Origin of the sequence: Pseudomonas sp. BF-R-26 (assembly GCF_019947395.1) — a bacterium.
GTDB lineage: Bacteria > Pseudomonadota > Gammaproteobacteria > Pseudomonadales > Pseudomonadaceae > Aquipseudomonas > Aquipseudomonas farris.
Genome location: NZ_JAGYGK010000010.1, coordinates 224,786 through 245,312 on the forward strand (window position 1 = coordinate 224,786; position 20,527 = coordinate 245,312).

Genomic DNA, 20,527 nt, shown 5'->3' on the forward strand with positions numbered 1-20,527 from the left:
AGTGAATGTCACAACTCGGTGACATAACTCGCCCCCTTCGTTACCTGCCTGCCACCGCCCGTTGTTTAGACTGCCCCCAGTCATAACAACAAAAAAGGTACTCCCATGGACACCTTCCAACCCGCCTTCAGCAGTTGGCTGAACGCGCCTGCCCATCAGCAATGGCTCTTCGCCGAAGGCCTGCACCTGTTGGCATTTGCCAAGGCTTCAAAGCTTGCCGAAGGCTTTGGCAATCTCGATGAAAAGGGTCGCCTGCCGGCCAACGCGCAAGCTGAAACCATGAACACCGCGCGCATGACTCACAGCTTCGCCATGGCCCATATCCAGGGTCTGCCGGGGTTTGCCGAGCTGGTGGATCACGGCATCCAAGCCCTCAGCGGGCCACTGCGTGATGCCGAACACGGCGGCTGGTTCGCCACGCCCGAACACCGTGACGGCAATACCGGCAAAGCCGCTTACCTGCATGCTTTCGTGGCGTTAGCCGCGAGTTCTGCGGTGGTCGCTCGGCGTCCTGGCGCACAAGCCTTGCTTGACGATGCGATCCATATCATCGACACGCATTTCTGGTGCGAGGAGGAGGGCGCCATGCGCGAATCCTTCAACCGTGATTGGAGTGAAGAGGAAGCCTACCGCGGCGCCAACAGCAACATGCACGCCACCGAAGCCTTTCTTGCCCTGGCCGATGTCACCGAGGACAACCGCTGGCTGATTCGCGCCCAGCGCATCGTCGAGCGAGTCATTCACGATCACGCCGCGGCCAATGACTATCTGGTGGTCGAGCATTTTGACCGCGACTGGCAGCCGCTACGCGACTACAACCACGACAACCCGGCTGATGGTTTCCGCCCTTACGGCACCACGCCGGGCCATGGTTTTGAATGGGCGCGGCTGTTGCTGCATCTTGAAGCGGCGCGGGTGCAGGCCGGGATACTCACGCCGGGCTGGCTCGCCACCGATGCGCAAAAACTGTTCGACCACAATTGCCGTCACGGCTGGGACGTCGACGGTGCGCCGGGCATTGTCTACACCCTCGACTGGGACAATCGCGCGGTGGTTCGCCATCGCCTGCACTGGACGCACGCCGAAGCCAGTGCCGCCGCCAGTGCGCTGCTGAAACGCACCGGTGATGAGCAATACGAGCACTGGTACCGACTGTTCTGGGAATTCTGTGACAGTCATTTCATCGACCGTTGCGATGGCAGCTGGCATCACGAACTCGATCCGCTGAACCGTCCGAGCGCCGATATCTGGGCTGGCAAACCCGACCTGTATCACGCTTGGCAAGCCGTTTTGATCCCGCGCCTGCCGCTGGCGCCGAGCATGGCCACTGCGCTGGCGCAATTGTCCCAGAGCATTCCTGTGTAACCATGTGGTGACATTCGCGCGTCCCTTCGTTACCTGCGAAGGGGCATCCCCTGTTTAGAATCCTATGCAGCGCAAGCACCAGACTTGCATGCATAACAACAAGAAAGGTACTACTAGATGAATGCGATTTCTCGCCTCGCTACTGTCATTTCTCTCGCTTCTCTGCTTCCCGTTGCTGCATTCCCTGTCAGTGCCCTTGCCGCCGATGCCAAAGGTTCGGTGGAAGTCGTTCACTGGTGGACGTCTGGTGGTGAAAAAGCGGCCGTCGATGTGCTCAAGGCCCAAGTCGAAAAAGACGGCTTCACCTGGAAAGACGGCGCAGTCGCCGGCGGTGGCGGTTCCACGGCCATGACCGTACTCAAAAGCCGCGCCGTGGCCGGTAACCCGCCGGGCGTTGCCCAGATCAAAGGTCCGGACATCCAGGAGTGGGGCAGCACAGGCCTGCTCAGCACCGACACCCTCAAAGACGTTTCCAAGTCCGAAGGCTGGGATAACCTGCTGATCAAGAAAGTCTCCGACACCGTGAAATACGAAGGCGATTACGTCGCCGTGCCGGTGAACATCCACCGCGTCAACTGGCTGTGGATCAACCCGGAAGTCTTCAAGAAAGCCGGGATCGAAAAAGCGCCGACCACCCTCGAAGAATTCTATGCCGCTGGCGACAAACTGAAAGCCGCCGGCTTCATCGCGCTCGCCCACGGTGGCCAACCTTGGCAGGACAGCACCGTGTTTGAAGACGTGGTGCTCTCGGTCATGGGCGCAGACGGTTACAAGAAAGCCCTGGTCGACCTGGATCAGAAAACCCTCTCGGGCCCCGAGATGGCCAAGGCCTTCACCGAGCTGAAAAAAATCACCGGCTACATGGACCCGAACCGCGCTGGTCGTGACTGGAACATCGCGGCCGCCGACGTCATCAATGGCAAGGCCGGCATGCAGATGATGGGCGACTGGGCCAAGAGCGAATGGACCGCCGCGAAGAAAGTCGCGGGCAAGGACTACCAGTGCGTGCCGTTCCCGGGCACCGAAAAAGCCTTCACCTACAACATCGACTCGATGGCTGTATTCAAGCTCAAAGCTGATCGCAAAGGCGACATCGCCGCCCAACAAGACCTGGCCAAGGTCGCTCTGGGCAAAGACTTCCAGAAAGTCTTCAGCATCAACAAAGGCTCGATCCCGGTGCGTACCGACATGCTTAACGACATGAGCGCGCTGGGCTTCGATTCTTGCGCTCAAGCGTCCGCCAAGGATTTCCTGGCTGACGAGAAGACTGGCGGCCTGCAACCGAGCATGGCGCACAACATGGCCACTTCCCTGGCCGTGCAGGGCGCGATCTTCGATGTGGTGACCAACTTCATGAACGACAAGAACGCTGACCCGGCCAAGGCCAGCGCGCAACTGGCGTCGGCCGTCAAAGCTGCCCAGTAACTCCTGACACAACCTGATCCTGGGTGGAATGGGATTGTGTGGGAGCGGGCTTGCCCGCGATGCAGGCGACTCGGTTTAACTTCGAACCGTGTTGATGCCATCGCAGGCAAGCCAGCTCCCACAGGGTCCTGCTCCACCAGAGATCACTGTGCCGATTCATTTCTCTTCACCTGGATTATCCCGATGAGCTCTGTGGCGGTTTTCAGCAAAGCCTCACCGTTCGACGCACTGCAGCGCTGGCTCCCCAAGCTGGTTTTGGCGCCAAGCATGCTGATCGTCCTGGTTGGTTTTTACGGTTACATCATCTGGACATTCGTACTGTCCTTCACCAATTCCAGCTTCATGCCGAGCTACAAGTGGGTCGGCCTGCAGCAATACATTCGCCTGATGGACAATGATCGCTGGTGGGTCGCGAGCAAAAACCTCGCGGTGTTCGGCGGCATGTTCATCGGCATCAGCCTGGTGCTGGGCGTGTTCCTCGCCGTGCTGCTGGATCAGCGCATTCGCAAGGAAGGCTTCATTCGCACCGTTTACCTGTACCCGATGGCGCTCTCGATGATCGTCACCGGTACCGCGTGGAAATGGCTGCTCAACCCAGGCTTGGGTCTGGACAAGATGCTGCGTGACTGGGGCTGGGAAGGCTTCCGTCTCGACTGGCTGGTGGATCAGGATCGCGTGGTGTATTGCCTGGTGATCGCCGCCGTGTGGCAAGCCTCCGGGTTTGTGATGGCGATGTTCCTGGCCGGCCTGCGTGGCGTCGATCAATCGATCATCCGCGCGGCGCAAGTCGACGGTGCGAGCCTGCCGACCATCTACTTGAAGATCGTATTGCCGAGCCTGCGCCCGGTGTTCTTCAGCGCTTTCATGATCCTGGCGCACATCGCGATCAAGAGCTTCGACCTGGTGGCAGCAATGACCGCGGGTGGCCCGGGCTATTCGTCCGACCTGCCGGCGATGTTCATGTACTCCTTCACTTTCAGCCGTGGCCAGATGGGCATTGGTTCGGCGAGCGCCATGATGATGCTCGGCGCGATCCTGGCGATTCTGGTGCCGTACCTGTACTCCGAATTGCGAGGCAAACGCCATGAGTAATCAACTCGGAAAACCGGCGATCAGCTTCAGCCGCATCGCAATTTACGCAACCTTGTTGCTAGCCGCGGCGATCTATTTGGTCCCGCTGGTGGTGATGCTGCTGACCAGCTTCAAATCGCCGGAAGACATCCGCACCGGCAACCTGTTGAGCTGGCCGCAAGTGATTGATGGCATCGGCTGGATCAAGGCCTGGGACAGTGTCGGCAGCTACTTCTGGAACTCGGTGAAAATCACCGTCCCGGCAGTGCTGATCTCTACGTTCATCGGTGCCATGAACGGCTATGTGCTGTCGATGTGGCGCTTCCGTGGTTCGCAACTGTTCTTCGGCCTGTTGTTGTTCGGCTGCTTCCTGCCGTTCCAGACCGTGCTGCTGCCAGCCTCGTTCACCCTCGGCAAGATCGGCCTGGCCAACACCACCACGGGCCTGGTGCTGGTGCACGTGGTCTACGGCCTGGCGTTCACCACGCTGTTCTTCCGCAACTACTACGTGAGCATTCCGGATGCGCTGGTCAAGGCGGCGCGACTGGATGGCGCGGGCTTCTTCACGATTTTCTGGAAGATCCTGCTGCCGATGTCGATCCCGATCGTGATGGTCTGCCTGATCTGGCAGTTCACGCAAATCTGGAATGACTTCCTGTTCGGTGTGGTCTTCGCCAGTGGCGATGCCCAGCCGATTACCGTGGCCCTGAACAACCTGGTCAACACCAGCACCGGGGCCAAGGAATACAACGTTGATATGGCCGCCGCGATGATCGCCGGGCTGCCGACACTGCTGGTCTACATATTCGCTGGCAAGTATTTCCTGCGTGGGCTGACGTCCGGCGCGGTCAAGGGGTAGAACATGGCAACTCTCGAATTACGTAACGTCAACAAAACCTACGGCGCCGGTCTGCCGGACACCCTGAAAAACATCGAACTGAAGATCGATGACGGTGAGTTCCTGATCCTGGTCGGCCCATCGGGCTGCGGTAAATCCACCTTGATGAACTGCATCGCCGGTCTGGAAAACATCAGCGGCGGGGCGATTCTGGTGGACGACGCCGACATCAGCGGCATGAGCCCGAAAGATCGCGACATCGCCATGGTGTTCCAGTCCTACGCGCTGTACCCGACCATGAGCGTGCGCGACAACATCGCGTTCGGCCTGAAGATTCGCAAAATGCCCACCGCCGAAATCGACGAAGAAGTCGCTCGCGTGGCCAAGCTGCTGCAAATCGAACACCTGCTGAGCCGCAAACCGGGCCAGCTTTCCGGCGGTCAACAACAGCGCGTGGCCATGGGCCGGGCGCTGGCGCGGCGGCCGAAGATTTACCTGTTCGATGAACCGCTGTCCAACCTCGACGCCAAGCTGCGGGTCGAGATGCGCACCGAAATGAAACTGATGCACCAGCGCCTGAAAACCACCACGGTCTACGTGACCCACGACCAGATTGAAGCCATGACCCTGGGCGACAAAGTGGCGGTGATGAAGGACGGGATCATTCAGCAATTCGGCACGCCGAAAGACATCTACAACAACCCGGCCAACCTGTTCGTGGCGAGCTTCATCGGTTCGCCGCCGATGAACTTCATCCCCCTGCGTTTGCAGCGTAAGGAAGGTCGGTTGGTAGCGCTGCTCGACAGCGGTCAGGCGCGCTGCGAATTGCCGCTGGGCATGCAGGACGCCGGGCTCGAAGACCGTGAAGTGATCCTCGGCATGCGCCCGGAGCAGATCGTTCTGGCGAACGGCGAGCCGAATGGTTTGCCGACCATTCGTGCCGAAGTGCAGGTCACCGAACCGACCGGTCCCGACACCCTGGTGTTCGTCAATCTCAACGACACCAAAGTCTGCTGCCGCCTGGCACCGGACGTCGCGCCGGCCGTAGGCGAGACCCTGACCCTGCAATTCGATCCATCGAAAGTGCTGTTGTTCGATGCCAAGACCGGTGAACGCCTGGGGGTGGCCGGCCTGCCGAAAGCTGAAGCTCACAGCGCCAACGTAGCCCAATTCAAAGGCCGCTGAAGATCAAAAAATGTGGGAGCGAGCCTGCTCGCGATGACGGACTGACATCCAGCATCGATGTCGACTGATACACCGCAATCGCGAGCAGGCTCGCTCCCACAGGGGGGATCCGTGGCGCCCGGACTGTCGTGCGTCGCACTTGATGTAAACCGCGTTAGATAAAAACAGTTAATAACAATAAAGACGAGGATGTAGGGATGAAGAAGAAGAACAACGCTCAGCTTATCTGCCAATTGTCAGCTCTTGCGATGATGACTATGGCCGGTAGCGTACACGCGGCTGACGCGTTCAGTGCCGACTCGCAGTGGATGACCGGTGATTGGGGCGGCGAGCGTACCAAGCTGATCGAACAAGGTATCGACATCAAGGCCGACTATGTCGGTGAAGTGGGCGCCAACCTGCATGGCGGCTACAACGACGACAAGACGGCGCGTTACGCCGACCAGTTTGGCTTGGGCGTGGCGCTGGACCTGGAAAAACTGTGGGGCTGGGATAACACCCAGGCCAAGATTCAACTCACCAACCGTAACGGTCAGAACATCTCCAATGACCGTGTCGGCGACCCGCGTGCCGGCACCTTGAGTTCCTCCCAGGAAGTCTACGGCCGTGGCCATATGGTCCGTCTGACCCAATTGTGGATCAAGCACCAGTTCCTCGACGGTAAACTGGACGTCAAGGCCGGTTACTTCGGCGAAGGCGAAGATTTCAACACCTTCCCTTGCGAGTTCCAGAACCTGGCGTTCTGCGGTTCCCAAGCGGGTAACTGGGCTACCAACATCTGGTACAACTGGCCGGTCATGCAGGCGGCGGTTCGCGTGAAGTACAACATCACGCCTGAGTTCTATGCGCAGATCGGCGCGTACAACCAGAACCCGTCGCAACTGGAGCACGGTAACGGCTTCAAGCTCAGCGGCAGTGGTACCAAGGGCACCGTCTTGCCAGTCGAACTGGTCTGGTCACCGAAGGTCAACAACCTGCCGGGCGAATACCGTGTGGGTTACTACAAGAGCACGGCCGATGCCGATGACGTCCGTAAAGACGACAACGACAATGACGCAGCGACCACAGGCAACTCCTATCGCAGCCACGACAGCAAGCATGGCTACTGGTTTGTGGCGCAGCAACAACTCACCACCCACAACGGTGATGCTTCACGCGGTCTGAACATCGCGGCCAACGCCACCTTCCACGACAAGGACACCAACATCGTCGATAACTACCAGTCGCTGATGTTTGTGTACAAGGGCCCATTCGACGCACGTCCAAAAGATGACGTCGGGATCGGTTTTGCCCGTATCCATGTCAACGATGACGTGAAGAAAAACGCCGAATTGGTCAACGCCGCCAATGGTGTCACCGACTACAACGATCCGCTGTTCTCGCCGTTGCGTTCCACCGAGTACAACTACGAGATCAACTACGGCTTCCACGTTACCAACTGGCTGACCGTCCGTCCTAACCTGCAATACATCACTCATCCGGGCGGTGTGGATGAAGTCGACAACGCTCTGGTGGCTGGTCTGAAAATTCAGTCGGTGTTCTAACGCTGTTGCGATAAGCTCCTCTCTATGTGCGCATTTTTGCGGACGGCCATGGCTGTCCGCTTTTTTTTGGGGCTGATCCGCCAGGCTGCTGACGAATGCATTGTGGCGAGGGAGCTTGCTTGTGGCGAGGGGGCTTGCCCCCGTTGGAGTGCGCAGCGCTCCCCCAATACAGTTGTCTTAAGAATCGCATGGTCACCTTTTACGACTGCTTCGCAGTCGAACGGGGGCGAGCCCCCTCGCCACAGGTAAGCTCTCTGACCAATGAAAGCGCTGTTGCCAAAGTATTGATGAGTACACCAATGATTTTCAGGACCGTGGCACATGCTTGAGCATCCGCTACAACGCTTCTTCAAATCCTTGCGCGAACGTCCGGTGTTTGCGTGGGAGCGCTATCAGATGCGCGATGTGCTGGTGATCGATCATCCGCTGTGTCAGGCGGTGTTCAGTCGGCAGGGCGCGCAGTTGCTGCACTTCCAGCCAAAGGGTCAGAAACCCTGGCTGTGGTGCGCGGCGAAGTGGCCACATGTCGGTGCGATTCGCGGCGGTGTGCCGGTGTGCTGGCCGTGGTACGGCCGTCATCCGAGCGAAAACGCCTGGCCGTCCCATGGCTGGGCGCGTTTGCTCGACTGGAAACTGCTCGACAGCAGCAGTGATGACGATGGCGTGCGCCTGCACTGGCAGTTACAGCTGTGCGACTGGCAAGTGGACTTGCATGCGCACCTGGGCGAACGCATGGATTTGCACCTGAGCACCGAGCATCAGGACGACATGCCGTGCCAGTTGAGCCAGGCGTTGCACGCCTATTGGCGTATTGGTGACGTGGGTGAGGTAGCGCTGTCTGGGCTCGACGGCGCGCAAGGTTACGACCAGTTGAGCCGCCAGGTTTGCCAGCAGGAAGGCGAGTTGAGGGTCGACGGGGGTTGTCAGCGAGTGTTCCAGCATGACGGCGAATTGCAGCTCATGGACCACGCCTGGCAGCGGCAGCTGTGCATCGATACCGGTGACCATGCGGACACGGTGGTCTGGCATCCCGGCTCGCGGCCGTTGCTGGGGGTGAGCTGGAATGAGGTTTTAGAGTTCGTGTGTGTGGAGGCAGCCAGCGGCGGGACCGACAGCCTGTGCCTGGCACCGGGGGAGCGGGCGCATTTGAGTTTGCAGGCGAGGGTGGGGGTTTAGCTCAACATCTGCGGTGTTGCGCCGGACCTCATCGCGGGCAAGCCCGCTCCCACAGGGATATTCAGTGAACACAGATTTGTGTGCGCCGTAGATTTCTGTGGGAGCGGGCTTGCCCGCGATGAGGCCCGAACAGGCAATGAAGATCCTGGGTTAGTTGAATTCATCCCCAATCGGATACCGACTGGCATTCAGGCTTTCCTTGATCTTGCGCAAATGCGGCTGGAAATCCACGCCCCGGCGCAGGGTCATGCCGGTGGCGAGCACATCGAGCACGGTCAACTGAATGATCCGAGACGTCATCGGCATGTAGATGTCGGTGTCTTCCGGCAGCGGAATGTTCAGGCTCAAGGTACTGGCCTTGGCCAGTGGCGACCCCTCGGCCGTCAAACCCAGCACTGAAGCGCCGTTTTCCCGGGCGATGCGCGCCACTTCCACCAGTTCGCGGGTGCGGCCGGTGTAGGAAATGATCACGAACAACTCACCGGTATGGGCCACCGAAGCAATCATGCGTTGCATCAGCACGTCGGCATGGGCGGTCACCGCCAGGTTGAAGCGGAAGAACTTGTGTTGCGCATCCAGCGCCACCGGGGCCGAGGCGCCGAGGCCGAAGAAGTGGATCTGCCGGGCCTGGATCAACAGGTCGACGGCGCGGCTGATCAGGTTCGGGTCAAGCGCCTGCAACGCACTGTCCAAAGAGGCGATGGCGCTGCCGAAAATCTTTTTCGTATACGCTTCCGGATTGTCATCGGCTTCAACCGCCCGGCTGACATACGCCGCGCCACTGGCCAGGCTCTGGGCCAGCTGCAGTTTCAGTTCCGGGTAGCCGCTGACACCGAACGAACGGCAGAAACGGTTGACCGTCGGCTCGCTGACCTTAGAGGCTTGGGCGAGGGCGGCGATGCTGAACCGGGTGGCCTGCTCTGGGTTGAGCAGGATCACTTCGGCGACTTTGCGTTCTGCCTTGTTCAGGTCTTCAAGGCGATTCTGGATCTGTTCCAGTAAATTTCGCACGCGGTCCATTACATGTTCCTTAGGTCAGCAGCGCAAATAAGCGTTCGGCTAATGCAAATTGGGCCTTTGATACGACCCATAACGGTGGCCTATCCTACTGATGGCTCCGACCGACCACCACTCGGAATCTGTATTTTGCGAAAATGTTGTGGTTATTACTACATTTTCCCTTGAGTGATGCCTTGAAAAAAGGTATTTGTAGCTTAACTTGATAAAAGAACAAACATCATGCCTTCGATTACGGTTGAACCGTGCACCTTTGCCTTGTTCGGCGCTCTCGGCGATCTAGCCCTGCGCAAGCTGTTTCCTGCCCTCTATCAACTCGATGGTGCCGGCCTGCTTCATGAGGATACGCGCATTATCGCGCTGGCCCGTGAACCCGGCAGCGAGCAGCAGCATCTGGCATTCATCGCCACTGAGCTGCGCCGCTACGTGGGCGCCAAAGAGCTGGATGAAGCGGTGGTCGAGCGCTTCCTGGCCCGTTTGAGCTACCTGCACGTCGACTTCCTCAAGGCTGACGATTACGTCGCCCTGGCCGAGCAGGCTGGCAGCGCCCAGCGAGTGATTGCCTACTTCGCCACCCCGGCGGCGGTTTATGGCGCTATTTGCGAGAACCTGTCGAAGGTCGGTCTGACCGAAAACACCCGTGTGGTGCTGGAAAAACCCATCGGTTCGGACCTGGAATCCTCGCGCAAGGTCAATGACGCCGTGGCGCAGTTCTTCCCGGAGAACCGCACCTACCGCATCGACCATTACCTGGGCAAAGAGACCGTACAAAACCTGATCGCCCTGCGTTTCGCCAACAGCCTGTTCGAAACCCAGTGGAACCAGAATTACATCTCCCACGTGGAAATCACCGTGGCCGAGAAGGTCGGGATCGAAGGTCGTTGGGGTTACTTCGACAAGGCTGGCCAGCTGCGGGACATGATCCAGAATCACCTGCTGCAATTGCTCTGCCTGATCGCCATGGACCCGCCGGCCGACCTGTCCGCCGACAGCATTCGCGATGAGAAAGTCAAAGTCCTCAAGGCGCTGGCGCCGATCAGCCCGGAAGGCCTGACCACTCAAGTGGTGCGCGGCCAGTACATCGCCGGCCACAGCGAAGGCAAATCGGTACCCGGGTATCTGGAGGAGCCTAATTCCAACACCCAGAGCGACACCGAAACCTTCGTCGCCCTGCGTGCCGACATCCGCAACTGGCGCTGGGCCGGTGTGCCGTTTTACCTGCGGACCGGCAAGCGCATGCCGCAAAAGCTGTCGCAGATCGTCATCCACTTCAAGGAACCGTCGCACTACATCTTCGCCCCCGAGCAGCGCTTGCAGATCAGCAACAAACTGATCATCCGCCTGCAACCGGACGAAGGCATTTCCTTGCGCGTGATGACTAAAGAACAAGGCCTGGACAAGGGCATGCAGCTGCGTAGCGGTCCGTTGCAGCTGAATTTTTCCGACACCTATCGCAGCGCGCGGATTCCCGACGCCTACGAGCGTTTGTTGCTGGAAGTGATGCGCGGCAATCAGAACTTGTTTGTCCGTAAAGATGAAATCGAAGCCGCGTGGAAGTGGTGTGACCAGTTGATCGCCGGGTGGAAAAAATCCGGTGATGCGCCCAAGCCGTACGCGGCCGGGTCGTGGGGGCCGATGAGCTCCATTGCACTGATTACGCGGGACGGGAGGTCGTGGTATGGCGATATCTGAATTGAAACTGCCTCAGGGCGTTAGCGCTCATGAGTTCAAAAGCCCGGTGCTGCTGGCCGAAGGCCTGGCATTGACGGTGGCCAAGCAACTGAGCGACGCGATTGCTGCACAAGGCGCCGCGACGCTGGTGGTGTCTGGCGGGCGTAGCCCGGTGGCGTTTTTCCAGCACCTGGCCAAGCAGGCGCTGGACTGGTCGAAAGTGGTTGTCAGCCTGGCTGACGAGCGCTGGGTGCCGGTGGAACATGCCGACAGCAATGCCGGTCTGCTCAAGCGTTACCTGTTGCAAGGCCCGGCGGCCAAGGCTCAGTTCCTGAGCCTCTACAGTGCCACTGCCAACCTGGAACAGGCCGCCGAGCAGGCTGATCGCTTGCTCGCCGAATTGCCGTCGATCGACGTGCTGGTGCTGGGCATGGGTGACGACGGTCATACCGCGTCGCTGTTCCCCAACAGCCCGAACCTGGCCGACGCCTTGAAAGTCGACGGTACCCGTCGTTGCTGGCCGATGCTGGCGCCGACCGTGCCCCATCAACGCCTGACCATGAGTCGCGCGCTGCTGGCTTCGGCGAAGCACACCGTTCTATCGATTTCCGGTCAGTCCAAGCTGACCACCCTGAATGCCGCACTGGCCGGTGACGATGTCGCCGCCATGCCGATTCGGGCGTTTCTGCAACCTACGTTAGAGATTTACTGGTGCCCATGAACCAAGGATCAGCCGCTATGACAAACACATCCCCGACCGTTTCCATGGCGGACAAAGTTGCCCTGATCGACAGCCTCTGCGCCAAGGCGCGGATCCTGCCGGTGATCACCATCGCTCGTGAACAGGACGTACTGCCGTTGGCCGACGCCCTGGCGGCCGGTGGCCTGACGGCGCTGGAAGTGACCCTGCGTTCGCAGTTCGGCCTCAAGGCGATCCAGATCCTGCGCGAGCAGCGCCCGGAACTGGTGACCGGTGCCGGCACCGTGCTTGATCGCAGCATGCTGGCCGCTGCCGAAGCGGCCGGTTCGCAATTCATCGTGACGCCGGGCATCACCCGTGACCTGCTTGAAGCCAGTGTCGACAGCCCGATCCCGCTGTTGCCGGGCATCAGCAACGCCTCCGGCATCATGGAAGGCTATAGCCTGGGTTATCGCCGCTTCAAGCTGTTCCCGGCGGAAGTCAGCGGCGGCGTCGCGGCCATCAAGGCCCTGGGCGGCCCGTTCGGCGAAGTAAAATTCTGCCCGACCGGCGGCGTCAGCCCGGCCAACATCAAGAGCTACATGGCGTTGAAAAACGTGATGTGCGTGGGCGGTAGCTGGATGCTTGACCCTGAGTGGATCAAGAACGGCGACTGGGCCCGCATCCAGGAGTGCACCGCCGAGGCGCTGGCCCTGCTGGACTGATTAACCAAATTTTTACCAAACACTTCGTTGTGTGTTCTACGGCTTTACGGTGCGCTTGGTCGGTGCACCGTTTTTTTTTGCCTGATGAAAACCCCAGTGACTGTCGACACGCTCTTTGTAGCAGCTGGCGAAGCCTGCGTTCGGCTGCGCAGCAGTCGTGAATCCAGCTGACGCGGTCTGCCTGACGTACCGCAATCTCTGATTTTACGACTGCTGCGCAGCCGAACGCAGCCTCGCAGGCTCGGCAGCTGCTACAGATCGAAATCATGCGATACATAGTTACCGCATCTCGTTGCTCGTCCAGCGCTAACCTGCGTTCATCTTATGGAAGAGAGAACGTCATGGAAGACAACACTGCAATTACATCCCCACCACCGGCTTGCCAACTGTCACCCGAACAGATCGCCGGCCCGTATTTTCGAAACCCGAAACTGATCAGACGAAACATCAGCGAAGGCATGGATGGCATTCCCTTGGTGCTGCGGCTGACGATCGTCGATGCGATGACCGGTCAACCGGTCACCGGGGCGGTGGTCGATATCTGGCATTGCAACGCACGCGGGGCGTATTCGGGCTGGAGCAAGGTCGATCCGGACAAGGAAGTCGACGTCGATGCCATCGGTTCGATCCCGCGCACCGATGACGATACCTACCTGCGCGGCGGGCAATTTACCGATCACTTGGGCGTGGTGCGATTTACCACCATTTACCCGGGTTTTTATGCTGGCCGCGCCCTGCATATTCATGTGGCGGTACGAATCACCGCCGGCAACAACTACCTGGAAGAGCGGCATGTCGCCTGGATTGGGCAGCTGTACTTTCCCGAGGTGGCCTCGCGGACGGTACTCAATGCCCGCGAGTACCGTGGGCGTGGCATCTGCGCGCTGAACAACGAGCAGGATGAGTTCTATCAGGGCATGGGCGGTGCCGCCTCGACCTTGAATGTCCATGCCATCGGTCGAGACTCGAACGAAGACGGCTTTTTCGGGCACATGACCATCGGTGTCGACACGTTTGCGGTGTCATCGCAAATCAAGCCCGAAGACTTCGACAAATACACCGTGTGACCTCAGCGCAATTCAGTCAGCGCCCGGGCCAGCAGATCCATGTCGGCTGCGGTGGTGGTGAGCCCCGGCGTAATGCGGATGCACGGGCCACACGCCGCACCGCTGCGCGCCACGGTAAACAGGTTGTAGTCGTTGAGCAGTCGCTCGACCATCGCCTGCTGATCGGCATGCCGGGTAAAGCGCATCGCGGTGATGCCGCAATACAGGCGCGGGTCATTCGGGGTCATGACTTCGATTCCCGGTAACCCCCGAACGGCATCGACCCATCGGTTGCGCAGGTAATTGAGCCGCGTGCCCTTGGCGACGGAACCGCCCATGGCGTGATGTTCTTCGAACACCAGTGGCAGGGTCAGCAGGGCCGGGATGTTCGGGGTGCTATACGGCGTGCGGGCGCGAATATCGGTGACCGGGAAATGCATCTCGCCCATGTCCGGGTCGATGTCGACCAAGCGCTGGGGCGCGATGTAGATGAAGCCCAGGGTCAGCGGCGCGCCGATCCATTTGTGCAGGTTATAGCCGGCAAAGGCGATGCCCAGTTCGTCGAGATTGAATTCGATTTGGCCGAGGGCATGGGCGCCGTCGAGAATCACATCGATGCCGTGTTCCCTGGCGGCAGTGGCAATCGCCTGCACCGGCATGACCAGCCCGGTGCGATGGGTGACGTGGGTCAGGGCCATCAGCTTCAGTCGCGGATAACGGATAAAAGCTTCGCGATAAGTGGTCAGCAAACTGTCGAAACTGGCGGGGTGGCGGTGTTCGATCTCGATCAGTTCCACGCCTCGATAGCGCGCCAGCCAACGCATCGCGCCCTTGACCGTGTCGTACTCCAGATCGCATATCAGCACTTGATCGCCAGGTTCCAGGCGGTTGTAGTTGCGGATCAGCGATTGCAGGCCATCCGAGGCGTTGCGGGTGAGGGCGACGGCTTCGGCGGGGGCACCGATCAGCTCGGCCAATTGCGCACGAATCTTGACGCTTTCGCCCTGTTCGAAGCGCTGACGCACATGCACCGAGTTGCCGCGGTTGATCAGCTCGATGTTGCGCTGATACTCCTCGACCACGGTGCGCGACATGCGCCCGAAGTAACCGTTTTCCAGGTTCAGGGGGCCGGGTTCGACAGCATAACGGTCGGCAAAGGTCTGCCAAAAGGCTTCATCGCGGGAACGGCGGGTGTTATCGGGCATGAGCTACTCGGTGAGGTAGGGCGGGTCAGTGGCGAGGCGCAGGTTTGCCGTGTTTGGCGCGCAGCGGTTCAAGTAGCTCCGACAAGCCGTTGTGGTCGATTTCCTGCATCAAGGCCAGTAAACCGCCCAGTTCACCGTGGGGGAAACCTTCGCGAGCGAACCAGTTCAGGTACTGGCCGGGCAGGTCAGCAATGATGCGGCCCTTGTATTTGCCGAAGGGCATTTCGCGGGTAATCAGCAGTTCTAGCTTTTCGGGATTCATCATCAGTCGTCTTGATTCAAAGCAGTCTGGAAAATACAGGCATTCTGCATGCAGGCCAAATGACAGATCATGCAAAAAAAGCGGATACAGATTTCTACTTAAACGACAACCGATTGAAATATAAGTAAAAAGGCATCAATTCAAAGCTGGCATGCAGGGTGCAACTACTAATTGCATCTTTCATCAACCGCAAGGAATTGAAAAATGACCGACATCAATAAAGACGCGATCTCTGTACTCAACGACCTGATTGAAACCAGTAAAGACGGTCAGGAAGGGTTCAAGACTTGCGCTGAAGACATCAAACATCCAGAACTTAAAAACCTGTTCATGCAGCGCTCCGCCGACTGCGCGGCTGCTGCTGCCGAGCTGCAGGCCACTGTGCGTTCCCTGGGCGGTGATCCGGAAACCTCCACCAGCGTCAGCGGCGATCTGCACCGTCGCTGGGTCGACGTGAAGGCGATGTTCACCGGCAAGGACGAAGAGGCGGTGCTGAACGAAGCCGAACGCGGTGAAGACCACGCGCTGAAGGCTTACAAGGACGCACTGGAAAAAATCAACAAGGACAACCTGGTGAGCATTCGTGACATCGTTGAACGCCAGTATCACGGCGTACAACGCAACCATGATCAGGTGAAAGCCCTGCGTAACCAGGCTCGCGCGCGCTCATAAGCGTTCGTTATCTGTCGAAAACGCCAGCTCGTCTGGCGTTTTTTTGTGTTCGGCATTTAATGCTGGACGGGATATACGTGCCCATCACGTTCCAGGCCTTGTTCGCACCTGACCGCCGCGCGTTGCAGTTCGCGATCAAGACATTTGATCGGCGGCGATCTGGCGCTGCGAAGCATCACTAGTGGTGGTGAATTCTGGACAGTCTAGTGGCTAATTAGTAGCATCCGCCGCATACGGATCTTTCTCCTGCACGTCGATCGACGTGGGTCTATCAAGGAATCGAAATGCACGACTTCACCCATGGCGATAAAACCGTCTCTTTCACTGTCTTGAGCGGTGAAGTGGTGGGTAGCGAAAAAGTCAGCGAGACCCGTGTGACATCCACGGGCGGCGTTCATGTGAACGGTAACGACCGTGATGTGACGCCTGTGCGCGTCAGTTCTGTTTCGATCATCAATCATGAGTTCTGGGTCAAGACGCCGGACGGCGTCGAGCATGATGTAAAGCTGCGCGGCGTGGACATTCCTTTGCGCACCGGTCAGGAAATCTCTTTGATCAGTGCCTTGAACAAGGATGGTTCGCCGTTGCACACCATTTTGCAGAACCACACGGCGTCCAAGCGCTGGGTGCTGCGTGACGCGAACGTGCTGAATACCGAGCTGGAGCTGTCGCCCTTTAACTGGAAGACAGTGTTGATCGTGCTTGGATTGTGCGTCGCCGGTCTTGCTACAGCCGGGCTAGGCTTCCTGGCGGCGACGGGCTATTTTTGCTACGCGTGGTATCAGGGCTCCCAGCGCAAGAAACTGCTGATTAGCGATTTGAACGCCTACATTGAGAAGCTGGGCAATCAGGTCGCCAGTCGCGGTCAGGCGCCAAGCCCTGTTCAAGTTGAAAGCCCGGCCCAGGCTGAAATCTCTTTCCAGACCGAAAGTCCTGCACCGGCACAACCCCCTGCCGAGACTGAAAGCCCTGCGCTGAATAGCGAGAGCGTGCGCAGGGCGTTATCGCGCAATCTCTGATTTGGCTCAGAGGCACGCACAGCAAGGGGGAGCAAGCTCCCCCTTCAGTTTTCCCGGACACCGGTGACGCGGAGCGTGGGAACGATCAGCGAACTTGCCAATCAGCCGATGCTGATCGCCGGCAGGGTAGGCAATGTCACAGTCTGTTGCTTGCGTGGCGCCAGAATCTCCGCCTCGCCATCCACCACCAACTCATCGCGCTGGTTGAACACTCGCGTGGCGATGCGCACACGAAACTTCGGCAGTTTCTCGAGAATTTCCAGGCGCACCGTCAGCGTGTCGCCAATTTTCACTGGCTTCTGAAAGCTCATCGTCTGACCGATATAAATAGTCCCCGGCCCAGGCAACTCGCAAGCCACCGCCGCGCTGATCAACGCGCCGCTGAACATGCCGTGGGCGATACGCTCCTTGAACATGCTGGCGGCGGCGAATTCGGCGTCCAGGTGCACCGGGTTGTGATCGCCGGACATCGCGGCGAACAACTGAATGTCGCGTTCTTCGACGGTCTTGCTGTAGCTGGCGGTCTGGCCGACTTCGAGGGCTTCGTAAGGGGTGTTGGTAACCTGGGTCATCTGTCTCGATTCCTGTGACGAATTAAATAAATCCACAAAAAAACTATTCGGCTCTGGGTGGCCGGCGGTTGCTCAACGCCTGGGCGATCCAGTTCAGCACATCGGCCGTCACTTCGTCGCGGTTGCTCTCGTTGAACAGTTCATGCCGGGCCTGCGGGTAAATAGTCAGCTGCAGGCTCTGGCAGCCAGCGTCGCGCAGGGCGTGGGCCAGATCTTTCAGACGTTTGCTTTCGCTCACCGGATCACATTCACCGCCAATCACCAGTAGCGGCAGGCCCGGATCGATCTGGGCGAGATTGGACGCTTTGCTGATTTGCTGCAAGCCGCCGAGCAAATCGACCCACAGTTGATTGGTGCAACGAAAGCCGCAGAGCGGGTCATTGGCGTATTTGTCGACTTCGGCCGGGTCGCGGCTCAGCCAGTCGAACGGCGTGCGCGCCGGTTTGAATTTCTTGTTGAACGAGCCGAACGACAGCCATTCGATCAGCGCACTGCGTCCCTTGGGCCCTTGGCGCAGGCGTTCCAGGCGAGCAATCTGTCGCGCTGCGCGATAGAGCGCCACGGGCTGGAAGTTTGAGCCGCTGAGAATCGCCCCGTGCAGGCTGGCGCTGTGGTGCAGCAAGTAAGCCTGGGCGATGTAACTGCCCATGCTGTGGCCCAGCAGCACGATTGGCACGCCGGGATGCTGTTGGCCGATATGTTGGTTAAGGCTGGCGAGGTCGCCGACCACTTTGCACCAGCCATCATCGTCGGCGAAATGGCCCAGCGTACCGTTTTCGGCAGTTTTGCCATGTCCACGCAGGTCCGGCGCATAAACGCCGTAATCCTGATCACAGCATGCTTGCGCCAGACGGGCGTAGCGACCGCTGTGTTCTGCCATGCCGTGGGCCAGCAGGATCACCGCCTTGAGCGGCGCGGCCGGCAGCCACTGGTTGACGAAGAGGCGGCTGCGGTCACTCGCGGTCAGCCAGAAAGTGTCGTGGATCATGGCGATTCCTTTGCGTTGGACTGCATGAGACTGCTGGGTGGAAAACAGCCCCGCTGCATTGTATAGCGCATCCGTCGCCTACCGTCTGATCAGGCCACGGCAGGGCAGCAAGATTCACGCGATCTATGACGCCCGTGCGCATATTTGCCTGATTCACCATAGCTGCTAGTGTCCGGGAAGCACCGCTTTTTCAGAAGTGACAGAAAGCGGCCCCCGGATAGGCTCAGGTAAAGAGGACAAAAATAATGCAACCTGATTTCTGGAATGACAAACGCCCGGCCGGCGTGCCCCTGGATATTGATCTTGGGGCCTATAAGTCGGTGATCGAGGTGTTCGAGCGTTCCTGCAAGAAATTTGCTGACCGCCCGGCATTCAGCAACATGGGCGTGACCCTGACCTACGCCGAACTGGAACGCTACAGCGCTGCGTTCGCCGGTTACCTGCAAGCCCACACCGACCTGGTGCCGGGGGATCGCATTGCGGTGCAGATGCCCAATGTCCTGCATTATCCGATTGCCGTGTTCGGTGCCTTGCGCGCCGGGCTGATCGTGGTCAATACCAACCCGTTGTACACCGCGCGGGAAATGCGTCATCAGTTCAAGGACTCCGGTGCCCGGGCGCTGGTTTACCTGAACGTGTTCGGGCAGAAGGTTCAGGAGGTGCTGCCCGACACCGACATTCAGTACCTGATCGAAGCGAAGATGGGCGACTTGATGCCCACCGCCAAGGGCTGGCTGGTCAATACCCTGGTGAGCAAAGTCAAGAAGATGGTCCCGGACTATTCCTTGCCGCAGGCGATTTCCTTCAAGAGCGCGCTGCGTCTGGGCCGGGGCCTGGGCATCAAACCGCTGAACGTCGGCCTCGACGACATCGCGGTGCTGCAATACACCGGTGGCACCACCGGGCTGGCCAAGGGCGCCATGCTGACCCACGGCAATCTGGTGGCGAACATGCAGCAGGCGCGCGCGGTTTTGGGGCAATTCGGTGCAGACGGTCAACCACTGCTGCGCGAAGGTCAGGAAGTGATGATCGCGCCGCTGCCGCTGTACCATATCTATGCGTTCACGGCGAACTGCATGTGCATGATGGTGACCGGAAACCACAACGTGCTGATCACCAATCCACGGGATATTGGTAACTTCATCAAGGAACTGAAAAACTGGCGGTTTTCGGCGCTGCTGGGGCTCAACACGCTATTCGTCGCGCTGATGGACCATCCCGACTTCAAGACCCTGGATTTCTCCAGCCTCAAGCTCACCAATTCCGGCGGTACCGCGCTGGTCAAGGCCACGGCCGAGCGCTGGGAGCAGCTCACTGGTTGCCGCATCACCGAAGGTTACGGCCTGACCGAAACCTCGCCGGTGGCCTGCACCAACCCCTACGGCGACAAGTCGCGCATCGGCACAGTCGGCCTGCCGGTGCCGGGCACGATCCTGAAAGTGATCAACGATGAAGGCGTCGAGCAGCCGCTGGGCGAGCGTGGCGAACTATGCATCAAGGGCCCGCAGATTATGAAGGGTTACTGGCAGAAGCCCGAAGCCACCGACGAAGTGCTGGACGCCGACGGCTGGTTCAAGTCGGGCGACATTGCGGTGATCGACCCGGACGGTTTTGTGCGTATTGTCGATCGCAAAAAAGACATGATCATCGTCTCGGGCTTCAACGTGTACCCGAACGAGATCGAAGACGTGGTGATGGCCCACCCGAAAGTCGCCAACTGCGCAGTGATCGGCGTGCCGGACGAGCGTTCGGGGGAGGCGGTGAAGTTGTTTGTGGTGGCCCGTGAATCCGGGGTCAGCCTTGAAGAGCTGAAGGCCTACTGCAAAGAAAACTTCACGGCGTACAAAGTGCCCAAGCACATCGTCTTGCGTGAGTCGTTGCCGATGACGCCGGTGGGCAAGATTCTGCGGCGGGAGTTGCGAGAGATCGCCTGATCTGTGAATGGCCGCGCTTCGCGCGAATCGCGGGCAAGCCACGCTCCCACAGGTTTAGTGTTATGCACAAAGAATGTGTACGGCGCGAACCTTGTGGGAGCGGGCTTGCCCGCGATGCTTTTGAGGGAGGAGG

19 protein-coding genes are annotated in these 20,527 nt (G+C 59.2%); 14 read left to right on the forward strand and 5 right to left on the reverse strand.

Annotation, left to right across the window (positions count from 1 at the left end):
• Positions 1-105: 105 nt before the first annotated feature.
• The 7 genes from KGB18_RS17205 to KGB18_RS17235 all read left to right on the forward strand — a co-directional run bounded on the left by KGB18_RS17205 (position 106) and on the right by KGB18_RS17235 (position 8,604).
• Positions 106-1,365 (forward strand): AGE family epimerase/isomerase, encoded by a 1,260-nt coding sequence (locus tag KGB18_RS17205; protein WP_123719266.1) that lies wholly within the window; start codon positions 106-108, stop codon positions 1,363-1,365.
• A 117-nt stretch (positions 1,366-1,482) separates the two neighbouring features.
• The gene (locus KGB18_RS17210) at positions 1,483-2,790 is read left to right on the forward strand and encodes an ABC transporter substrate-binding protein (RefSeq protein ID WP_123719265.1); all 1,308 of its coding nucleotides are present in this window, start codon (positions 1,483-1,485) and stop codon (positions 2,788-2,790) included.
• Positions 2,791-2,973: 183 nt separating this feature from the next.
• Positions 2,974-3,882, forward strand: coding sequence for a carbohydrate ABC transporter permease (locus KGB18_RS17215; protein WP_007902369.1), 909 nt, complete (start codon positions 2,974-2,976; stop codon positions 3,880-3,882).
• The gene (locus tag KGB18_RS17220; RefSeq protein WP_030131859.1) at positions 3,875-4,720 is read left to right on the forward strand and encodes a carbohydrate ABC transporter permease; all 846 of its coding nucleotides are present in this window, start codon (positions 3,875-3,877) and stop codon (positions 4,718-4,720) included. The genes KGB18_RS17215 and KGB18_RS17220 overlap by 8 nt, the downstream gene beginning before the upstream one ends.
• A 3-nt stretch (positions 4,721-4,723) precedes the next feature.
• Positions 4,724-5,884 (forward strand): ABC transporter ATP-binding protein, encoded by a 1,161-nt coding sequence (locus KGB18_RS17225; RefSeq protein WP_123719264.1) that lies wholly within the window; start codon positions 4,724-4,726, stop codon positions 5,882-5,884.
• A 197-nt stretch (positions 5,885-6,081) separates the two neighbouring features.
• The gene (locus KGB18_RS17230; RefSeq protein WP_123719263.1) at positions 6,082-7,428 is read left to right on the forward strand and encodes a carbohydrate porin; all 1,347 of its coding nucleotides are present in this window, start codon (positions 6,082-6,084) and stop codon (positions 7,426-7,428) included.
• 321 nt (positions 7,429-7,749) lie between these two features.
• The gene (locus tag KGB18_RS17235; protein WP_123719262.1) at positions 7,750-8,604 is read left to right on the forward strand and encodes a D-hexose-6-phosphate mutarotase; all 855 of its coding nucleotides are present in this window, start codon (positions 7,750-7,752) and stop codon (positions 8,602-8,604) included.
• Positions 8,605-8,754: 150 nt separating this feature from the next.
• Here the strand turns inward: KGB18_RS17235 and KGB18_RS17240 are convergent, their stop codons facing one another.
• Positions 8,755-9,615 carry a MurR/RpiR family transcriptional regulator gene (locus tag KGB18_RS17240; RefSeq protein WP_173667542.1) on the reverse strand — a complete coding sequence of 287 codons (861 nt, stop codon included), beginning with the start codon at positions 9,613-9,615 and terminating at the stop codon, positions 8,755-8,757.
• A gap of 228 nt (positions 9,616-9,843) precedes the next feature.
• On the opposite strand from KGB18_RS17240, the gene zwf reads away from it, so the two are divergent.
• From zwf to KGB18_RS17260, 4 genes are all read left to right on the forward strand, one after another.
• Positions 9,844-11,313, forward strand: a complete 1,470-nt coding sequence (gene zwf, locus KGB18_RS17245) for a glucose-6-phosphate dehydrogenase (protein WP_008072962.1) — start codon at positions 9,844-9,846, stop codon at positions 11,311-11,313.
• Positions 11,300-12,013, forward strand: coding sequence for a 6-phosphogluconolactonase (pgl, locus tag KGB18_RS17250; protein ID WP_217854243.1), 714 nt, complete (start codon positions 11,300-11,302; stop codon positions 12,011-12,013). The genes zwf and pgl overlap by 14 nt, the downstream gene beginning before the upstream one ends.
• Before the next feature lie 17 nt (positions 12,014-12,030).
• Entirely contained in the window at positions 12,031-12,696 is a 666-nt protein-coding gene (locus KGB18_RS17255; RefSeq protein WP_123719260.1) for a bifunctional 4-hydroxy-2-oxoglutarate aldolase/2-dehydro-3-deoxy-phosphogluconate aldolase, read from the forward strand.
• Between the two features lie 341 nt (positions 12,697-13,037).
• Positions 13,038-13,763, forward strand: coding sequence for an intradiol ring-cleavage dioxygenase (locus KGB18_RS17260; protein ID WP_201060577.1), 726 nt, complete (start codon positions 13,038-13,040; stop codon positions 13,761-13,763).
• Positions 13,764-13,765: 2 nt separating this feature from the next.
• Here the strand turns inward: KGB18_RS17260 and KGB18_RS17265 are convergent, their stop codons facing one another.
• Positions 13,766-14,947, reverse strand: a complete 1,182-nt coding sequence (locus KGB18_RS17265) for an aminotransferase class V-fold PLP-dependent enzyme (RefSeq protein ID WP_201060578.1) — start codon at positions 14,945-14,947, stop codon at positions 13,766-13,768.
• Positions 14,948-14,972: 25 nt separating this feature from the next.
• Positions 14,973-15,209, reverse strand: a complete 237-nt coding sequence (locus tag KGB18_RS17270) for a DUF3820 family protein (protein WP_007949456.1) — start codon at positions 15,207-15,209, stop codon at positions 14,973-14,975.
• A 204-nt stretch (positions 15,210-15,413) separates the two neighbouring features.
• Between KGB18_RS17270 and KGB18_RS17275 the strand changes: the two genes are divergently transcribed.
• Positions 15,414-15,881, forward strand: a complete 468-nt coding sequence (locus KGB18_RS17275; protein WP_123719257.1) for a PA2169 family four-helix-bundle protein — start codon at positions 15,414-15,416, stop codon at positions 15,879-15,881.
• Between the two features lie 284 nt (positions 15,882-16,165).
• Positions 16,166-16,900: a hypothetical protein gene (locus KGB18_RS17280; protein WP_223570278.1), complete on the forward strand. Its 735-nt coding sequence runs from the start codon at positions 16,166-16,168 to the stop codon at positions 16,898-16,900.
• A 101-nt stretch (positions 16,901-17,001) separates the two neighbouring features.
• Here the strand turns inward: KGB18_RS17280 and KGB18_RS17285 are convergent, their stop codons facing one another.
• Positions 17,002-17,472: a MaoC family dehydratase gene (locus KGB18_RS17285; RefSeq protein WP_007902410.1), complete on the reverse strand. Its 471-nt coding sequence runs from the start codon at positions 17,470-17,472 to the stop codon at positions 17,002-17,004.
• A 43-nt stretch (positions 17,473-17,515) separates the two neighbouring features.
• On the reverse strand, positions 17,516-18,460 hold the full coding sequence (locus tag KGB18_RS17290) for an alpha/beta hydrolase (RefSeq protein WP_223570279.1): 945 nt from the start codon (positions 18,458-18,460) through the stop codon (positions 17,516-17,518).
• Positions 18,461-18,705: 245 nt separating this feature from the next.
• Here KGB18_RS17290 and fadD2 point away from each other — a divergent pair, with 245 nt between their 5' ends.
• Positions 18,706-20,394 carry a long-chain-fatty-acid--CoA ligase FadD2 gene (gene fadD2, locus KGB18_RS17295; RefSeq protein ID WP_123719254.1) on the forward strand — a complete coding sequence of 563 codons (1,689 nt, stop codon included), beginning with the start codon at positions 18,706-18,708 and terminating at the stop codon, positions 20,392-20,394.
• Positions 20,395-20,527: the final 133 nt, after the last annotated feature.

Coding starts and splice junctions, on each gene's coding strand:
- KGB18_RS17230 (WP_123719263.1), top strand. CDS start 6,082: ATGAAGAAGAAGAACAACGCTCAGCTTATCTGCCAATTGTCAGCTCTT.
- KGB18_RS17270 (WP_007949456.1), bottom strand. CDS start 15,209: ATGAATCCCGAAAAGCTAGAACTGCTGATTACCCGCGAAATGCCCTTC.
- zwf (WP_008072962.1), top strand. CDS start 9,844: ATGCCTTCGATTACGGTTGAACCGTGCACCTTTGCCTTGTTCGGCGCT.
- KGB18_RS17220 (WP_030131859.1), top strand. CDS start 3,875: ATGAGTAATCAACTCGGAAAACCGGCGATCAGCTTCAGCCGCATCGCA.
- KGB18_RS17235 (WP_123719262.1), top strand. CDS start 7,750: ATGCTTGAGCATCCGCTACAACGCTTCTTCAAATCCTTGCGCGAACGT.
- KGB18_RS17210 (WP_123719265.1), top strand. CDS start 1,483: ATGAATGCGATTTCTCGCCTCGCTACTGTCATTTCTCTCGCTTCTCTG.
- KGB18_RS17215 (WP_007902369.1), top strand. CDS start 2,974: ATGAGCTCTGTGGCGGTTTTCAGCAAAGCCTCACCGTTCGACGCACTG.
- KGB18_RS17225 (WP_123719264.1), top strand. CDS start 4,724: ATGGCAACTCTCGAATTACGTAACGTCAACAAAACCTACGGCGCCGGT.
- fadD2 (WP_123719254.1), top strand. CDS start 18,706: ATGCAACCTGATTTCTGGAATGACAAACGCCCGGCCGGCGTGCCCCTG.
- KGB18_RS17285 (WP_007902410.1), bottom strand. CDS start 17,472: ATGACCCAGGTTACCAACACCCCTTACGAAGCCCTCGAAGTCGGCCAG.
- KGB18_RS17280 (WP_223570278.1), top strand. CDS start 16,166: ATGCACGACTTCACCCATGGCGATAAAACCGTCTCTTTCACTGTCTTG.
- KGB18_RS17265 (WP_201060578.1), bottom strand. CDS start 14,947: ATGCCCGATAACACCCGCCGTTCCCGCGATGAAGCCTTTTGGCAGACC.
- KGB18_RS17205 (WP_123719266.1), top strand. CDS start 106: ATGGACACCTTCCAACCCGCCTTCAGCAGTTGGCTGAACGCGCCTGCC.
- pgl (WP_217854243.1), top strand. CDS start 11,300: ATGGCGATATCTGAATTGAAACTGCCTCAGGGCGTTAGCGCTCATGAG.
- KGB18_RS17255 (WP_123719260.1), top strand. CDS start 12,031: ATGACAAACACATCCCCGACCGTTTCCATGGCGGACAAAGTTGCCCTG.
- KGB18_RS17275 (WP_123719257.1), top strand. CDS start 15,414: ATGACCGACATCAATAAAGACGCGATCTCTGTACTCAACGACCTGATT.
- KGB18_RS17290 (WP_223570279.1), bottom strand. CDS start 18,460: ATGATCCACGACACTTTCTGGCTGACCGCGAGTGACCGCAGCCGCCTC.
- KGB18_RS17260 (WP_201060577.1), top strand. CDS start 13,038: ATGGAAGACAACACTGCAATTACATCCCCACCACCGGCTTGCCAACTG.